Source organism: Agrobacterium sp. V1, assembly GCF_030518355.1.
Lineage (GTDB): Bacteria > Pseudomonadota > Alphaproteobacteria > Rhizobiales > Rhizobiaceae > Agrobacterium > Agrobacterium cucumeris.
Genome location: NZ_JAULSF010000001.1, coordinates 1538724 through 1553406 on the forward strand (window position 1 = coordinate 1538724; position 14683 = coordinate 1553406).

Here is a 14683-nt window from a genome sequence, read left to right on the forward strand (position 1 = left end):
AAGAAAGTCATTGCCATGATCCCTCGTTACTCCCGGCCGGAAATGGTCGCCATCTGGTCGCCGGAAACAAAGTTCCGCATCTGGTTCGAGATCGAGGCATATGCCTGTGACGCACTGGCCGAGCTCGGCGTCATTCCGAAATCGGCGGCCCAGACGATCTGGGAAAAGGGCGGCAGCGCCACCTTCGACGTCGCCCGCATCGACGAGATCGAGGCCGTCACCAAGCATGACGTCATTGCCTTTCTGACCCACCTTGCCGAATTTGTCGGTCCCGACAGCCGTTTCGTACATCAGGGCATGACCTCATCGGACGTGCTCGACACCACGCTCAACATCCAGCTCGTGCGCGCAGCCGACCTGCTGCTTGCCGATATGGATCGTGTGCTCGCAGCACTGAAGACCCGCGCCTTCGAGCACAAGAACACGGTGCGCATCGGCCGCAGCCACGGCATCCATGCCGAGCCGACGACCATGGGCCTGACCTTTGCCCGCTTTTACGCCGAGATGCACCGCAACCGCGAGCGCCTCGTTAACGCCCGCGCGGAAATCGCCACCGGCGCGATCTCCGGCGCCGTCGGCACCTTCGCCAATATCGACCCGCGCGTTGAGGAGCATGTCTGCGCAAAGCTCGGCCTCATCCCCGAGCCGGTCTCCACGCAGGTCATCCCGCGTGACCGTCACGCCATGTTCTTTGCCGTTCTCGGCGTCATCGCCTCGTCGATCGAAAACGTCGCCATCGAAATCCGCCACATGCAGCGCACCGAGGTTCTGGAAGCCGAAGAGTTCTTCTCTCCCGGCCAGAAGGGTTCCTCCGCCATGCCGCACAAGCGCAACCCGGTTCTGACCGAAAACCTGACCGGCCTTGCCCGTCTGGTGCGCATGTCGGTCGTGCCGGCCATGGAAAACGTGGCGCTGTGGCATGAGCGCGATATCAGCCACTCCTCCGTGGAGCGCGCCATCGGTCCCGACACGACCGTCACGCTGGATTTCGCGCTGAACCGCCTTGCCGGCGTCATCGAGAAGCTGGTGATCTATCCGGACAACATGTTGAAGAACATGAACAAATTCCGCGGCCTCGTGCATTCGCAGCGCGTTCTTTTGGCGCTGACGCAGGCCGGCGTTTCCCGCGAGGACGCTTACCGTCTGGTCCAGCGCAACGCCATGAAGGTCTGGGAACAGGGCGCAGATTTCCTTGAGGAACTGCTGGGTGACGAGGAAGTGCGCGCCGCCCTTCCCGAAGCGACCATCCGCGAGAAATTCGACCTCGGTTACCACACCAAGCATGTCGACACGATCTTCGCGCGCGTCTTCGGCAAGGCATAAGGCAGGGTCTCCAAAGTTAATGCCGTCGCGGCCTTGATCGCGGCGGCATCACAACACAGATATGGGCGCATGAAAGTTTCAGAAGCAGATATCCTCATGGTACCGGGCTATACCAATTCCGGCCCCGACCACTGGCAGACCCGCTGGGAGCGCAAGCTTTCCACCGCCCGCCGGGTCGAGCAGGCGGAATGGACAAAACCCGTGAAGGAAGACTGGGTCGCCCGGCTGGTGGAAGAGGTCAATGCCTCCACCAAGCCCATAGTCCTCGTCGCCCATTCACTCGGCGTGCCGACCGTGATCCATGCGTTGCCGGAAATCGGCAAGAAGGTCTCGGGCGCGCTTTTCGTCGCGCCGCCCGATGTCGCCAATCCCGATATCCGCCCGAAACATCTGATGACCTTCGGCCCTTATCCGCGCGATCCGCTGCCATTTCCGACGATCACCATCGCCAGCCGCAATGATCCCTTCGGCACTTACGAACATGCCGATGACATTGCCGCCGCCTGGGGTTCGCTGCTGATCGATGCCGGCATGTCCGGCCATATCAACGCCGAGTCCGGCCACGGCCCATGGCCGGAGGGCGGCATGGTCTTCGCCCAGTTCCTGAGCCGACTGAAGGCGAACGAACCCTGACGAGGGGCTGAGGCAAGACCCGTCCCGCCACTTGCCAGTTGTACCGGCCGGTTTCCGGCCGGACAACCTTCCGGCCCGACACAAGAATTGAAGGGAAGATATGCGAGCTGCATTGTAGAATGCACTCTTTTCCTTTATGGGACCGCTCAAAGACAGAAACGTAACGCCACCAGAATCGGCGTCAACCAAGAGACCTGCCATTATGAACCGTCGCCGCCGTATTTACGAAGGCAAGGCCAAGATCCTCTACGAAGGTCCGGAGCCAGGCACGCTTATCCAGTTCTTCAAGGACGATGCGACCGCCTTCAACAAGAAGAAGCACGAAGTCATCGACGGCAAGGGTGTGCTGAACAACCGTATCTGCGAATATGTCTTCACGCATCTGAACAAGATCGGCATTCCCACCCATTTCATCCGCCGCCTCAACATGCGCGAGCAGTTGATCAAGGAAGTGGAAATGATCCCGCTTGAGATCGTCGTGCGCAATGTCGCCGCCGGCTCGCTCTCCAAGCGCCTCGGCATTGACGAGGGCGTGGTGCTGCCGCGCTCCATCATCGAGTTTTATTACAAGTCGGATGAGCTGGAAGACCCGATGGTCTCCGAAGAGCACATCACGGCTTTCGGCTGGGCCAACCCCGCCGAGCTTGACGACATCATGGCGCTTGCCATCCGCGTCAACGACTTCCTGTCCGGCCTGTTCCTCGGCGTCGGCATCCAGCTCGTCGATTTCAAGATCGAATGCGGCCGCCTGTTCGAAGGCGACATGATGCGCATCATTCTGGCCGACGAGATTTCGCCCGACAGCTGCCGCCTGTGGGACATCGAGACCCAGAAAAAGATGGACAAGGACCTGTTCCGCCGCGATATGGGCGGGCTTGTGGAAGCCTATTCCGAAGTGGCGCGCCGTCTCGGCATCATCAATGAAAACGAACCGATCCGCGGCACCGGCCCAGTCCTGGTAAAGTAATATCGGCCTCGTGAAGTAATATTGGCCTCTTAAGGTAAAATCAGGAGAAGATCAGGTGATCAAGGCACGGGTGACTGTTACGCTGAAGAACGGCGTTCTCGATCCGCAGGGCAAGGCAATCGAAGGCGCGCTCGGCAGCCTCGGTTTCGGCGGCGTCGGCCATGTCCGTCAGGGCAAGGTCTTCGATCTGGAACTGGAAGGCGCCGACAAGGCCAAGGCCGAGACCGACCTGAAGGCAATGTGCGAAAAGCTGCTGGCCAATACGGTTATCGAAAACTACGCTATCGCCATCCTCTAGATCGTTTTGGCTTTTCTTCGAATCTCCAAACCGACCTATGTCTTTGATTTTGCGCGTTGTCCGGACGTAAAAGCGTTTCCGCTTTTACTGGAAACGCTCTAAGCCGCAGGAGCCGTCCCGATGAAATCCGCTGTCGTCCAACTTCCCGGCCTCAACCGCGACCGCGACATGATCGCCGCGCTGACGAAAATCTCCGGAAGCGCGCCCGTCACCATCTGGCAGACGGAAACAGATATTCCCGACGTCGACCTGATCGTCATTCCGGGCGGCTTTTCCTATGGTGACTATCTGCGTTGCGGCGCGATTGCCGCCCGCATGCCGGTCATGCAGGCCATCCGCGAAAAGGCGGAAAAGGGCGTCAAGGTTCTCGGCGTCTGCAACGGTTTCCAGATCCTGGTCGAGGCGGGCATGCTGCCGGGCGCCCTGATGCGCAACGCCTCGCTGAAATTCGTCTGCCGGGAAGTGAAGCTCGAAGTCACCAATAACGACACCGAATTCACCCGCGCTTATGACAAGGGCCAGATCCTGCGCTGCCCCGTCGCCCATCACGACGGCAACTATTTCCTAGATACGGATGAGCTGAAGTCGGTGGAAGACAACGGTCAGGTCGTGTTCCGTTATGCTGAAGGCACCAACCCCAACGGCTCGCTGAACGACATCGCCGGCGTCATCAACGCAAAGGGCAACGTTCTTGGCATGATGCCGCATCCGGAAAACCTCATCGAAGCCGCCCATGGCGGCAATGACGGGCGTGGCCTCTTTGCTTCGGCGCTCGGCGTCATCGCAGCCTGATAGACCGGGCGGGCTTCGGGCCCGCCTTTTTTAATGCCGGCTTCCGGCTAAGTTTCGGCTTCTTTTCTGGATGACCTGATGCCTCGTCTTCTTCGCCACAATGCCTATAAGGCCACCGCATTGCTGCTCGCGGCAGCCGCGCTTGCCGCCTGCCAGCCGAAAACGCAGCCGGCTGCCTCCGTATCCCGTGCCGCCCTGCCGACGATGGAACGGATTGCTCTTGGCGCGAATGCCTGCTGGTTCAAATCGGGTGATGCGGCGTTCAAGGCCTATCGTCTGGCCCCGGAACTCAACTCTTTCTCCGGCCGTCCGCGCATCCTGCTCGTACCACGCAACAGCCCGGAATCACGCCCCATGCTGGTCGTTCAGGCAGAAGGCAATCCGGCAAAGCTCGATGCTTTCGGACCCGTCATGAACGAAGCCATCTCCGGCCGCATCGCAACCGACGTGAAGCGCTGGGCGAATGGCGGCAAGGGCTGCTGACCCAGATACGTCTACGTCAAAGACGTCAGTCTCGCCGCCGTGCCGAGGATCTGATCACCTCGAATAAAATCAATCCGTCGCAGATCCTCGGGACAAGCCCGAGGATGACGGGGCGCCATTTGCCTCCATCCCCGCGCCAATCCAATAAAAAAACCCGCCGACGCCGGTTGGGAGTGGCGTGGCGGGCTGCCGAATGGCTTGATGGCGCCGGGGAAAGAAGGCACCGCTCTTCGACAAAAATTATAAAAACCGCGACGGCCAGGAGAAAAGCTGCGATTTCGCGGCTTCCTTCAAGGCTTCGTCCCGTGTAACGCCGATATCCTCCAGAAGATCGTCAGGCAATTCCCGCAAGGCGAGCCGTCCCCGTCGTTTCTGCTGCCAGCGCAACATGCCCATAATCAGGCGACCAATAAGCGTGCGGGCGATCTCGGCCGGAAAGGGCGCCGGTGCGACCATGTCGCCGGCATCGCGGAACACGCGTTCCCGTTCGTAGCCATCAGGATAAAGCGTATCCGCTGTCGAAAGGTATTGATCCATCTTGCGCATATTGCACCTATTGTCTCCGTGCGTTTAATCTCAATCAATGCAGACAATAAATACAATTGACTTACTGACAGATACAATGCATAAATTGTCACCATGACAAATTGGCTTCCTGATCTCACCGAGGGCGACGGCCCGATTTATCTGCGCCTTGCGGACAGTATCGAAGGCGCGATTTCCGACGGCACCCTGCAGGCCGGCTCGAAATTGCCGCCTCAGCGCAATCTCGCTTACGATCTGGGCGTGACAATTGGTACAATCAGCCGCGCCTACGCGCTGATCCATGAACGTGGTCTCGTCAGCGGCGAAGTCGGCCGCGGCACTTATGTCAACGAGCGCAAGAGCCCCGCCCCGTTGTCGCGGGTAGAACCGGCGGCGGTGGCATTTGGTGGCACGCGTTATGCCATCGACACCAGCGCCGAGTTCCGCCTGAACACCACGGCGGCACCCGATGTTGGCCAAAGCGTGCTGATCGGCAAGTACATCGAGGCGCTTGCGAAAGAGCATCCCTTCGAAATTTCCAACTACACCCGCACCCTTCCAGACAACTGGTGCATGGCGGGCGCTCGCTGGCTGTCCCAGAACGGCTGGTCACCCAAACCGGAAAACATCGTTTCGACGCTCGGCGCCCATGCCGCAGTGATGAGCGTGGTGACGGCAATGACCGCGCCGGGGGACCGCATCGTCTTCGAACCGGTCACCTATTCCCATATCAGCCGCAGCGCCGCCCTTGCCGGACGCCGCGTGACACTGGTGGAAGCGGATGAAAAGGGCATTGTTCCCGATGATTTCGAGCGCGTTTGCGCCCAACAGCATCCGAAAATGATCTTCCTGATGTCGGCGGGCCAGAACCCCACCTGCGCCACCCTGCCTGAAGATCGGCGGCGGGCTATCGCCGATATCGCCCGCAGATACGGCGTATGGATCGTAGAGGACAATCTCTACGGCGCTATGACCCGGGATGCGATCCCGCTCATCGCGGAATTTGCACCCGACATCACCTTCGTCGTCGGCGGCCTGTCGAAATCCGTTTCGGCCGGCACCAGGGGCGGCTGGGTGGCCTGCCCTTCGCAATTTTCATCGAGAATACGGATTTCGCATTCGATGCTGACCGGCGGCCTGCCCTTCATGCTGGCCGAACTGAATGCCCGCCTCGTCAATAGCGGCGACGCCGACGATATCCGCAAGGATTGCATTGCCGAAATCAACCAGCGCGAAGCGATCGCCCGACGCGTCTTTTCCGGGCTGGAATTCAATTCGCTGCCCGATATTGCCTTTTTGTGGCTGAGACTGCCCGAACCCTGGCTTTCGGGAACCTTCCGCAGCGCGGCCATGAAGGAAGGCGTGCTGATCGACGACGAGGACGAGTTCAAGGCCGGACGGACGGACAAGGTTTTCCACCGCATCCGCATCAGTTTTTCCGGCCCATCCGAACAAAAGGAAATGACGCAGGCCTTCGGCATCCTCAGACATCTGCTCGACAATGGGTCGGTGGGTTACGAAAGCGTGGCGTAGTCCTTTCTGGACCCGCAGGCATCACCCATGAGCCGCCGCGAACGGCACAAACCGCCAATTAGCGGGTGAATCCACGCATTTTCCTGTCGCACCATTGAGCCTCTTGCGCTAAAGAACCGGAAACTTTCCTCGGCTCGAACCGCGTGAGACCTATGTCTATCTCAAACTCCATCAAGATCACCCCGGAACTCGTTGCATCCCACGGGCTGAAGCCCGACGAATACCAGCGTATCCTCGACCTGATCGGACGGGAGCCGAGCTTTACCGAGCTTGGTATTTTCTCGGCCATGTGGAACGAGCACTGCTCCTACAAGTCTTCCAAGAAGTGGCTGAAGACCCTGCCGACAACAGGACCGCGCGTCATTCAGGGCCCCGGTGAAAATGCCGGCGTGGTGGATATCGACGATGGCGACTGCGTCGTCTTCAAGATGGAGAGCCACAACCACCCGTCCTATATCGAGCCCTATCAGGGTGCGGCAACCGGCGTCGGCGGCATCCTGCGTGACGTCTTCACCATGGGCGCCCGCCCGATCGCGGCCATGAACGCGCTGCGTTTCGGCGCGCCTGACCACCCGAAGACCCGCCACCTAGTTGCCGGCGTCGTCGCCGGTGTCGGCGGTTACGGCAACTCCTTCGGCGTGCCGACGGTTGGCGGCGAGGTGGAATTCGACCCGCGGTATAACGGCAACATCCTCGTCAACGCCTTCGCAGCCGGCCTTGCCAAATCCAATGCAATCTTCCTCTCGGAAGCCAAGGGCGTCGGCCTGCCGGTCGTTTATCTCGGTGCGAAGACGGGCCGCGACGGCGTCGGTGGTGCGACCATGGCCTCGGCCGAGTTTGACGAATCCATTGAAGAAAAGCGCCCCACCGTTCAGGTCGGCGACCCCTTCACCGAAAAATGCCTGCTGGAAGCCTGCCTTGAACTGATGAAGACCGGCGCGGTCATCGCCATTCAGGACATGGGTGCGGCCGGCCTCACCTGCTCGGCTGTCGAAATGGGCGCCAAGGGCGATCTCGGCATCGAGCTTGACTTGAACGCCGTGCCGGTGCGCGAAGAGCGCATGACAGCTTACGAAATGATGCTGTCGGAAAGCCAGGAGCGCATGCTCATGGTTCTAGAGCCCTCCAAGGAAGAAGTCGCCAAGGCGATCTTCGTCAAGTGGGGTCTGGACTTCGCCATCGTTGGCAAGACCACCGATGATCTGCGTTTCCGCGTCATTCACAATGGCGAGGAAGTCGCCAACCTGCCGATCAAGGAACTCGGCGACGAGGCTCCCGAATATGACCGCCCATGGACGCCCGCCAAGGTGCCGGCGCCGCTGGCCGAAGCTGACGTTCCCGCAGCCGATATTGCCGATGCACTGGTATCGCTGCTCGGTTCGGCCAACAACTCCTCGCGCCGCTGGGTCTATGAGCAATATGACACGCTGATCCAGGGCAATTCCCTGCAGCTGCCGGGTGGCGATGCCGGCGTGGTGCGTGTTGAAGGCCACGACAAGAAGGCGCTCGCGTTCTCCTCCGACGTAACCCCGCGTTATGTCGAGGCCGATCCCTTCGAGGGTGGCAAGCAGGCGGTTGCCGAATGCTGGCGCAATATCACCGCGACAGGCGCTCTGCCGCTGGCGGCCACCGACAACCTCAATTTCGGCAATCCGGAAAAGCCCGAGATCATGAGCCAGCTGGTCCATGCCATCAAGGGCATCGGCGAAGCCTGCCGCGTCTTGGAGTTCCCGATCGTTTCCGGCAACGTCTCGCTCTATAACGAGACCAATGGCCAGGCGATCCTGCCCACCCCCACCATCGGCGGCGTTGGTCTGCTGAAGGATTGGGGCCGCATGGCACGCATCCGTTTCGCTGCCGAGGGCGAAGTGGTGCTTCTGGTCGGCGCACCTGCCGGTCTCGGCACGCATATCGCCCAGTCGGTTTACATGCGTGACATCCACAACCGTATCGATGGCCCGGCGCCGCATGTCGATCTGGCTGCCGAGAAGCAAAACGGCGATTTCGTTCGTGGCGTCATCACCGACGGCCTGGCCACCGCCGTTCACGATTGCTCCTCGGGCGGTCTGGCGCTTGCGATCGGCGAAATGGCGATTTCCTCGGGTATCGGCGCAACGATCGATGCGGTCGAAGGCCACAATCCGGTCCTCACCTTCTATGGCGAAGATCAGGGCCGGTATGTCCTCACCGTCAAGAAAAGCGATCTCGACAAGGTGCAGGCGGCAGCCAAGACGGCGGGCGTTTCCTGCGTGGCCATCGGCGTTACCGGCGGTTCCACCGTAAAGCTGGGCACGGCGCGCGCTGTCGAGATTAAAGAATTGCACTTGGCCTATGAATCGTGGTTCCCTCAATTCATGGACGGCGAAACTTTGCTCGCCGCAGAATGAATTAAGGAGAAACACCATGCCCATGAAACCCGGCGACATTGAAGACATGATTAAGGCGGGAATTCCCGGGGCAAAGGTCACGATCCGCGATCTGGCCGGTGATGGCGACCATTACGCGGCCGAAGTCGTTGCGGAAGCATTCAAGGGCAAGACCCGCGTGCAGCAGCACCAGATGGTCTATGACGCGCTGAAGGGCAATATGGGCGGCGTTCTGCATGCCCTTGCCCTGCAGACCTCGGCTCCCGAATGATTGCGACCGTGAAAGCGATGCCGGCGAGACAGTTTCACTGTTCCGCCGACGCATAAAGGCTCCGGACTAAATAAAAGGCCCGCGTGACACTCTCACGCGGGCCTTTTCACATCGATGGAATGGCAAAACGCTGCTTACAAGGCAGGCGGCGTCTGGGAATCCAGATCGGCAAAAGACGAGGCCGGCACAGGCCCTGCCGTCAGCAGCGTAAAATCGTAACCGGACCTCCGATCCGGACCGAGAACATATTGCCGGTGCATGCGCAGGAAGTTGCGCTTGTTCTTTTTATAACGCTCCGGCGAAAGCGAATGCTTGAAACGGATCGGCACGATCTTGGGCTGCGGCGCATCTGCGTGACCGGTCAGGGCCACGGTATTGCACCGGTAAAGATGGATTGGATCGGTCAGACACTGGATGTCGAACCACGTCACTTGCTGGTGACGTGCGATCGTGCCGACGCTCTCACGCAGCCTGTCCGCACTCGACAGGAACGCGCATTGCAGCGCCGCCCCACCCAAGGTGGCGAAAGACAGTTTCCGGCCTTCCAGCGCGTCCGGCTTCAGCTCCAGCACGCGGCCGATGGTGGCGAGCGCAAGACTGGCGCCCATGCTGTGCGAAACGACCAGCACCTCGTCCGAGGGCTGTTCGAGCGCCGTCAGGACAAGCGCCGCCCTCTCCTCGATCCAGTCGCGGGCGATCAGCTCATCGCGGCCGACCGCAAGCGCGAACCGCCAGTCCGCGTAAAGATGCAGGGTGTGAAACCGCTCGGCAAACGGCAGAAACGCCTTCACAAAAAACAGCGCGGCAGCGGGAAGGCTGAGGGCAAACAGCCAGAGCGGCAAAGCGAAAAGCCACGGCAAAAGGGCAATAGCGGCAGCAAGCCCGCCACCGACAAGCATCAGCAGGAACGGAAAGATGAAGAACAGGCCGAAACGCCAGGCATGGCGAAAGTAGCGCGTCGCACCCCCTTCACTGACGATACCCGCCCCGGCCTTGAATCCGAGCCAGATCTGCCGCCAGACCGGTTCATCCCGCAGCTCGGAGATGACCCCATTATGATCATAGACAAAAATCTCCGAACGGGTTCGCCAGTCGCCGGCCGAGGCCTCCACCGTGAATGTTTCACCTCCCGGCGCATTCTCCAGCGGCCCCACCGCATAATCGACATCCCAGGTCTTGCCGGCCAGTGCCGCCGCCCGCTGGTAACGCAGATGGTGGGCCGCCGCATCAAGCGGATCGAAACCGGGGAAATAAAGAACAAGTCGTGACTTGACGGTCGGCATGCACAAACCTTCGGGCGGAGCATTTCCAGTAAAAGCGGTACGCTTTTACGTCAGGACAATGCGTAAAAACAAATAGATAGAGCGTTTTCGCGTTTCAGAGAAAAGCGGAAATGCTCTACAGACACCCGAAAGGATCGCTTGATACAGTGGGCGATGCACGTATAGTAAAAATCGCGACGGAAATATGATTTATTTATCGGTGAGGGAAATTTGTCTGGGATCGTCGATCAAGTGCTCAACGGCGTCGTCAAGGGCGCTCTCTCTGAAATCCTCACCAAGACCGGTATCCGCAAAACCCGCCGCACGCGCCGGACGAAAGGCACCGGCTCGCTGGCTGGTGGCATCGTCGGATCCGTTCTCGAAGCCGCGATCAACGCCGCCGTCAAACCGACGTCGGCCAAGAAGCAGGTGAGCAAAAGACGCACCGCAGCCGCCCGCAGCCGGCAGAGATATCGCTAAGGCTTCTCAAGCCACGTTTTTGGCATGTCGTGCATTGCAACACCCGCGCATTTTTTACGCTTTCCGGGTGGAAATCGCGCCGCGACATGTTATCTAGGGACAAACAGAAAGCAGCGGCCTTGAACCGCATGTGAAAGGAATAAGCCTATGAGCGGCATTAACGACATGATCGACAGCGAAGTGAAGAGCAACGACATCGTTCTTTTCATGAAGGGCACCCCGCAATTTCCGCAGTGCGGTTTTTCCGGCCAGGTGGTACAGATTCTCGATTATCTCGGCGTCGACTACAAAGGCATCAACGTACTTGCCGATGCTGACATCCGTCAGGGTATCAAGGACTATTCCAACTGGCCGACCATCCCGCAGCTCTATATCAAGGGCGAATTCGTCGGCGGCTGTGACATTGTAAAAGAGATGTTCCAGTCCGGCGAACTTCAAAACCACTTCCAAGAACAGGGTATCAGCGTCCGCGGCGCGGCCTGATTTCGGCCGGTTAACCGGCCCACCCTGATTGTCAGAAATGTATGCCAGGCGTTGCTTCAAGCAACGCCTTTGCCGTTCTTTTTGGGGCAATCCTGTGACAGAACTTTCACAATCCACCACTTCGCGCGCAGGCTCGATGGGGCGCACGGAATTTATCGCGCTTGCCGCCATGCTGATGGCGCTGAACGCGCTTGCCATCGACATCATGCTGCCCGGTCTTCAGGAAATCGGCGCATCACTGGGCGTCGTCAATGAAAACCACCGCCAATACGTGATTTCCACCTATCTTCTCGGCTTCGGCGTCGCCCAGCTTCTGTATGGACCGATCTCGGACCGTTTCGGCCGCCGCAAGCCGATGCTCGTCGGTCTGGCCATCTATATCATCTCCGCCATTGCCGTGGTCTTCGTGCCGTCATTCTCCGGCCTGCTGGTCCTGCGCTTCATCCAGGGCATCGGTTCGGCGGCGACGCGTGTCATCACCATCTCGATCGTCCGTGACATTTATGGCGGCCGTCAGATGGCGGAAGTCATGTCGCTGATCATGATGGTCTTCATGGTCGTTCCGGTCATCGCGCCCGGCACCGGCCAGATCGTGCTTTTCTTCGGCAACTGGCATCTGATCTTTGCCTTCATGGCCGGCATCGCCGCCGTCGTGACGGCCTGGATGTATTTCCGCCTGCCGGAAACCCTGCATCCCGACGATGTCCGCCCTTTCACCGCCCGTTCGGTGCTCGGCGGCTTCAAGATCGTGCTCACCAACCGTATCGCGCTCTGTTATACGCTTTCGAGCACCTTCATCTTCGGCGCGCTGTTCGGCTTCATCAACTCGGCTGAACAGGTCTATAAGGGCATTTATGGCCTCGGCGCCTGGTTTGCGGCGGCCTTTGCCGGCGTTGCGCTGTTCATGGCCTTCTCGTCCTTCATCAATGCAAGGCTGGTCGGCAGGTTCGGCATGCGCAAGCTGTCGCACGGATCGCTGCTCGGCTTCATAGCCATCACCTTTATCTGGCTCGTGGTGCAGGTTCTGGGACCGGAGCCAATGCCCTTTGCCATCTTCATCGTGTTCTTTGCGCTGGCCATGTTCCAGTTCGGCTGGATCGGCTCGAACTTCAACTCGCTCGCCATGGAACCACTCGGCCATGTTGCCGGCACCGCCTCCTCCGTCATCGGCTTCATGGGAACCGTCGGCGGTTCGCTGATCGGCGCCGGCATCGGCCAGGCTTTCGACGGCACTGCGCTGCCGATGGTGGCGGGCTTCTTCGTCGTCTCCATCATCGGTCTGATCTTCGTGCTGATCGGCGAAAAGGGCATGCTGTTTCAGGCTCACAACAAGCCGACACGGTGAGAGCCATTGGAAAAAAGAAAGGGCGCGGAATTCTGTTCCGCGCCCTTTTTGTTTGGATACAAGCGACCTCATCCACCCGCCGTCACCCCGGGCCTGGTCCGGGGTCCAGCCAGCCCAAGTCCTTGGGCTGAGAAAAGTCTTTCCGCCGCGCAGACGCGCCGCGGCTGGGCCGATCAAGTCCGGCACGACGGTGGAAGGTGTTGCGTCATCCCCACGAATCTGAAGCTTCACACCGTAAAAATCTTCTCGCGCAGCAATTCCCAGGTCTCCTGATCCGGAGCCAGCAGCAGCCCGCCATCCACATGACGCGGCAGATAGGGCGAACCATCGAGACGGGCAGCATAGGCGCCCGATTCCTGCGAGATCAACGTACCGGCCAGATGGTCCCATGGCATCAGCTTGTTATACATCAGGAAATGCATGTGGCCGCCGCAGAACAGGCGGTATTCGTGCGCAGCGCAGCGATAGCTGGTGAACAGCCGCACATCCGCAAGGTTCATCAAAATCTTGCGGCGTGTTTCCACATCGAAATAACCGGTATTGGCGATGCCGACCATCTGCGACAGGTGCGGCGCCGTCACGACCGACATCTGCGTCTGGGTGCCATCTGCGCCACAAAGCCAAGCGCCGGAACCCTTTTCGGCGATTGCCCAGTCATTGCCCATGGGATCGAAGATCAGGCCGGCCACGGTCTCGCCCTTGGAAATGACGCTCATCATCACGCCGAACAGCGGCAGGCCGGAGGCAAAATTATAGGTGCCGTCAATGGGGTCCACCACCACGGCCAGATCGGCATCGGCAAGCTTGCCGAGCAGCGAAGCATCCGCCGCGACGGCCTCTTCGCCGATGAACAGCGCATCAGGCATGATGTCCTGCACGCGGGCACGGATCAGCCGCTCGGCAGCCTCGTCAGCCTCGGTGACAAGATCGATCGCCTCGGACTTTATCCTGACGTCGCCATCGCCCAGATTGCGAAACCGCGGCAGGATTTCCACTGCCGCCGCCTCCTGAAGCGCGTTGGCAAGAGAGGCGATGTCGAGTTCGAGAGCCATGGGCGATATCCTTCCTTGTGATGTACCTGCTATAAGGCGACGATTTCCCGTCGCAGCATCTTCCAGCTTTCCCTGTCGGGCGCCGACAGGATGCCGCCCGCCGTCTGGCCCGGCCGATAGGGCGTATTGTCGAAACGGGCTGTGTAACCACCCGCTTCCTGATGAACGAGCACGCCGGCAAGATGATCCCACGGCATCAGCTTTTCATGGCCGATGAAATGCAGTTTGCCGGCCGAGGCAAGCCAATATTCATGTGCAGAACAATTCAGCGAAAACGCCATCTTGATCTTCGCCATGTTGGCGGCGATGACAGGACGGCGATCCTCGTGGCTGTGGCCCCAGGAAAAAATGCCTACCATCTCGGATAGCGGCGCGGGATCCGCGACCTTGAGCTTGGCCTGCGAGCCGTTCCTGCGATGGAGATAAGCGCCCTCGCCTTTCAGCGCAACAATGGTGTCGCCCATGACAGGATCATGGATGATGCCCGCCACCGTCTCACCCTTGACGGTGACTGCAAGCAGCGTGCCGAAAGCGGGAAAGCCGGAAGCGTAATTGAACGTGCCATCGATCGGATCGATCACGAAGGCGAGCGGCGCATCGGCAAGGGCGGGAATGACTGATGGGTCCGCCTCATAGGTCTCTTCGCCGACGATGTGGGCTTTCGGAAACCGCTGTAATAAAGCAGCAGTAATTGCCTTTTCCGCCAGAATATCAGCCTCGGTAACGAGATCGACGGCGGAGGTTTTCTCGGAGATCGCACCTGCATTCAAATTTCGGAAGCGGGGCAGAATTTCCTGGGCGCCGGCAGCGGCGACGGTGGAAACGAGGAATTCGATATCTTTATCGGAAAGGCTCATGGCGCGGGGCACT

The 14683-nt window shown here is 59.7% G+C and carries 16 protein-coding genes; 12 read left to right on the plus strand and 4 right to left on the minus strand.

What is annotated here, in order from left to right; translation table 11 throughout:
• Nucleotides 1-15 precede the first annotated feature (15 nt).
• From purB to QSV77_RS07515, 6 genes are all read left to right on the plus strand, one after another.
• On the plus strand, nucleotides 16-1323 hold the full coding sequence (gene purB, locus QSV77_RS07490) for an adenylosuccinate lyase (protein ID WP_142840115.1): 1308 nt from the start codon (nucleotides 16-18) through the stop codon (nucleotides 1321-1323).
• A gap of 69 nt (nucleotides 1324-1392) precedes the next feature.
• The gene (locus tag QSV77_RS07495; RefSeq protein ID WP_142840116.1) at nucleotides 1393-1956 is read left to right on the plus strand and encodes an alpha/beta hydrolase; all 564 of its coding nucleotides are present in this window, start codon (nucleotides 1393-1395) and stop codon (nucleotides 1954-1956) included.
• Nucleotides 1957-2158: 202 nt separating this feature from the next.
• Entirely contained in the window at nucleotides 2159-2923 is a 765-nt protein-coding gene (purC, locus tag QSV77_RS07500; protein ID WP_003516002.1) for a phosphoribosylaminoimidazolesuccinocarboxamide synthase, read from the plus strand.
• 55 nt (nucleotides 2924-2978) lie between these two features.
• Nucleotides 2979-3221 carry a phosphoribosylformylglycinamidine synthase subunit PurS gene (purS, locus tag QSV77_RS07505; RefSeq protein WP_003507918.1) on the plus strand — a complete coding sequence of 81 codons (243 nt, stop codon included), beginning with the start codon at nucleotides 2979-2981 and terminating at the stop codon, nucleotides 3219-3221.
• Between the two features lie 120 nt (nucleotides 3222-3341).
• Nucleotides 3342-4013 (plus strand): phosphoribosylformylglycinamidine synthase subunit PurQ, encoded by a 672-nt coding sequence (purQ, locus tag QSV77_RS07510; RefSeq protein WP_052819707.1) that lies wholly within the window; start codon nucleotides 3342-3344, stop codon nucleotides 4011-4013.
• A 78-nt stretch (nucleotides 4014-4091) separates the two neighbouring features.
• Nucleotides 4092-4496: a hypothetical protein gene (locus QSV77_RS07515; protein ID WP_271363531.1), complete on the plus strand. Its 405-nt coding sequence runs from the start codon at nucleotides 4092-4094 to the stop codon at nucleotides 4494-4496.
• A gap of 240 nt (nucleotides 4497-4736) precedes the next feature.
• Here QSV77_RS07515 and QSV77_RS07520 read toward each other — a convergent pair whose 3' ends face one another.
• Nucleotides 4737-5042, minus strand: a complete 306-nt coding sequence (locus QSV77_RS07520) for a DUF1127 domain-containing protein (protein WP_271363532.1) — start codon at nucleotides 5040-5042, stop codon at nucleotides 4737-4739.
• A 93-nt stretch (nucleotides 5043-5135) separates the two neighbouring features.
• Here QSV77_RS07520 and QSV77_RS07525 point away from each other — a divergent pair, with 93 nt between their 5' ends.
• The 3 genes from QSV77_RS07525 to QSV77_RS07535 all read left to right on the plus strand — a co-directional run bounded on the left by QSV77_RS07525 (nucleotide 5136) and on the right by QSV77_RS07535 (nucleotide 9191).
• The gene (locus tag QSV77_RS07525; RefSeq protein ID WP_302733000.1) at nucleotides 5136-6554 is read left to right on the plus strand and encodes a PLP-dependent aminotransferase family protein; all 1419 of its coding nucleotides are present in this window, start codon (nucleotides 5136-5138) and stop codon (nucleotides 6552-6554) included.
• Between the two features lie 152 nt (nucleotides 6555-6706).
• Nucleotides 6707-8941 (plus strand): phosphoribosylformylglycinamidine synthase subunit PurL, encoded by a 2235-nt coding sequence (gene purL, locus QSV77_RS07530; RefSeq protein ID WP_302733001.1) that lies wholly within the window; start codon nucleotides 6707-6709, stop codon nucleotides 8939-8941.
• A 16-nt stretch (nucleotides 8942-8957) separates the two neighbouring features.
• Nucleotides 8958-9191: a BolA/IbaG family iron-sulfur metabolism protein gene (locus QSV77_RS07535; RefSeq protein ID WP_003507909.1), complete on the plus strand. Its 234-nt coding sequence runs from the start codon at nucleotides 8958-8960 to the stop codon at nucleotides 9189-9191.
• A gap of 134 nt (nucleotides 9192-9325) precedes the next feature.
• On the opposite strand, the gene QSV77_RS07540 is transcribed toward QSV77_RS07535, so the two are convergent.
• Nucleotides 9326-10474 (minus strand): hypothetical protein, encoded by a 1149-nt coding sequence (locus QSV77_RS07540; RefSeq protein WP_302733005.1) that lies wholly within the window; start codon nucleotides 10472-10474, stop codon nucleotides 9326-9328.
• A gap of 210 nt (nucleotides 10475-10684) precedes the next feature.
• Between QSV77_RS07540 and QSV77_RS07545 the strand changes: the two genes are divergently transcribed.
• From QSV77_RS07545 to QSV77_RS07555, 3 genes are all read left to right on the plus strand, one after another.
• Nucleotides 10685-10933, plus strand: coding sequence for a hypothetical protein (locus QSV77_RS07545; RefSeq protein WP_302733006.1), 249 nt, complete (start codon nucleotides 10685-10687; stop codon nucleotides 10931-10933).
• A gap of 147 nt (nucleotides 10934-11080) precedes the next feature.
• On the plus strand, nucleotides 11081-11416 hold the full coding sequence (gene grxD, locus QSV77_RS07550; RefSeq protein WP_142840122.1) for a Grx4 family monothiol glutaredoxin: 336 nt from the start codon (nucleotides 11081-11083) through the stop codon (nucleotides 11414-11416).
• 136 nt (nucleotides 11417-11552) lie between these two features.
• Nucleotides 11553-12761, plus strand: a complete 1209-nt coding sequence (locus QSV77_RS07555) for a multidrug effflux MFS transporter (RefSeq protein WP_269699839.1) — start codon at nucleotides 11553-11555, stop codon at nucleotides 12759-12761.
• A 227-nt stretch (nucleotides 12762-12988) separates the two neighbouring features.
• Here the strand turns inward: QSV77_RS07555 and QSV77_RS07560 are convergent, their stop codons facing one another.
• A complete protein-coding gene (locus QSV77_RS07560; RefSeq protein ID WP_302733007.1) occupies nucleotides 12989-13813 on the minus strand; it encodes an inositol monophosphatase family protein in 825 nt (274 codons plus the stop codon).
• Nucleotides 13814-13842: 29 nt separating this feature from the next.
• Nucleotides 13843-14670 (minus strand): inositol monophosphatase family protein, encoded by an 828-nt coding sequence (locus QSV77_RS07565; RefSeq protein WP_269699806.1) that lies wholly within the window; start codon nucleotides 14668-14670, stop codon nucleotides 13843-13845.
• Nucleotides 14671-14683: the final 13 nt, after the last annotated feature.

Coding starts and splice junctions, on each gene's coding strand:
- QSV77_RS07535 (WP_003507909.1), top strand. CDS start 8,958: ATGCCCATGAAACCCGGCGACATTGAAGACATGATTAAGGCGGGAATT.
- QSV77_RS07520 (WP_271363532.1), bottom strand. CDS start 5,042: ATGCGCAAGATGGATCAATACCTTTCGACAGCGGATACGCTTTATCCT.
- QSV77_RS07525 (WP_302733000.1), top strand. CDS start 5,136: ATGACAAATTGGCTTCCTGATCTCACCGAGGGCGACGGCCCGATTTAT.
- QSV77_RS07495 (WP_142840116.1), top strand. CDS start 1,393: ATGAAAGTTTCAGAAGCAGATATCCTCATGGTACCGGGCTATACCAAT.
- QSV77_RS07565 (WP_269699806.1), bottom strand. CDS start 14,670: ATGAGCCTTTCCGATAAAGATATCGAATTCCTCGTTTCCACCGTCGCC.
- purQ (WP_052819707.1), top strand. CDS start 3,342: ATGAAATCCGCTGTCGTCCAACTTCCCGGCCTCAACCGCGACCGCGAC.
- purB (WP_142840115.1), top strand. CDS start 16: ATGATCCCTCGTTACTCCCGGCCGGAAATGGTCGCCATCTGGTCGCCG.
- QSV77_RS07515 (WP_271363531.1), top strand. CDS start 4,092: ATGCCTCGTCTTCTTCGCCACAATGCCTATAAGGCCACCGCATTGCTG.
- QSV77_RS07560 (WP_302733007.1), bottom strand. CDS start 13,813: ATGGCTCTCGAACTCGACATCGCCTCTCTTGCCAACGCGCTTCAGGAG.
- purL (WP_302733001.1), top strand. CDS start 6,707: ATGTCTATCTCAAACTCCATCAAGATCACCCCGGAACTCGTTGCATCC.
- QSV77_RS07540 (WP_302733005.1), bottom strand. CDS start 10,474: ATGCCGACCGTCAAGTCACGACTTGTTCTTTATTTCCCCGGTTTCGAT.
- purC (WP_003516002.1), top strand. CDS start 2,159: ATGAACCGTCGCCGCCGTATTTACGAAGGCAAGGCCAAGATCCTCTAC.
- QSV77_RS07555 (WP_269699839.1), top strand. CDS start 11,553: ATGGGGCGCACGGAATTTATCGCGCTTGCCGCCATGCTGATGGCGCTG.
- grxD (WP_142840122.1), top strand. CDS start 11,081: ATGAGCGGCATTAACGACATGATCGACAGCGAAGTGAAGAGCAACGAC.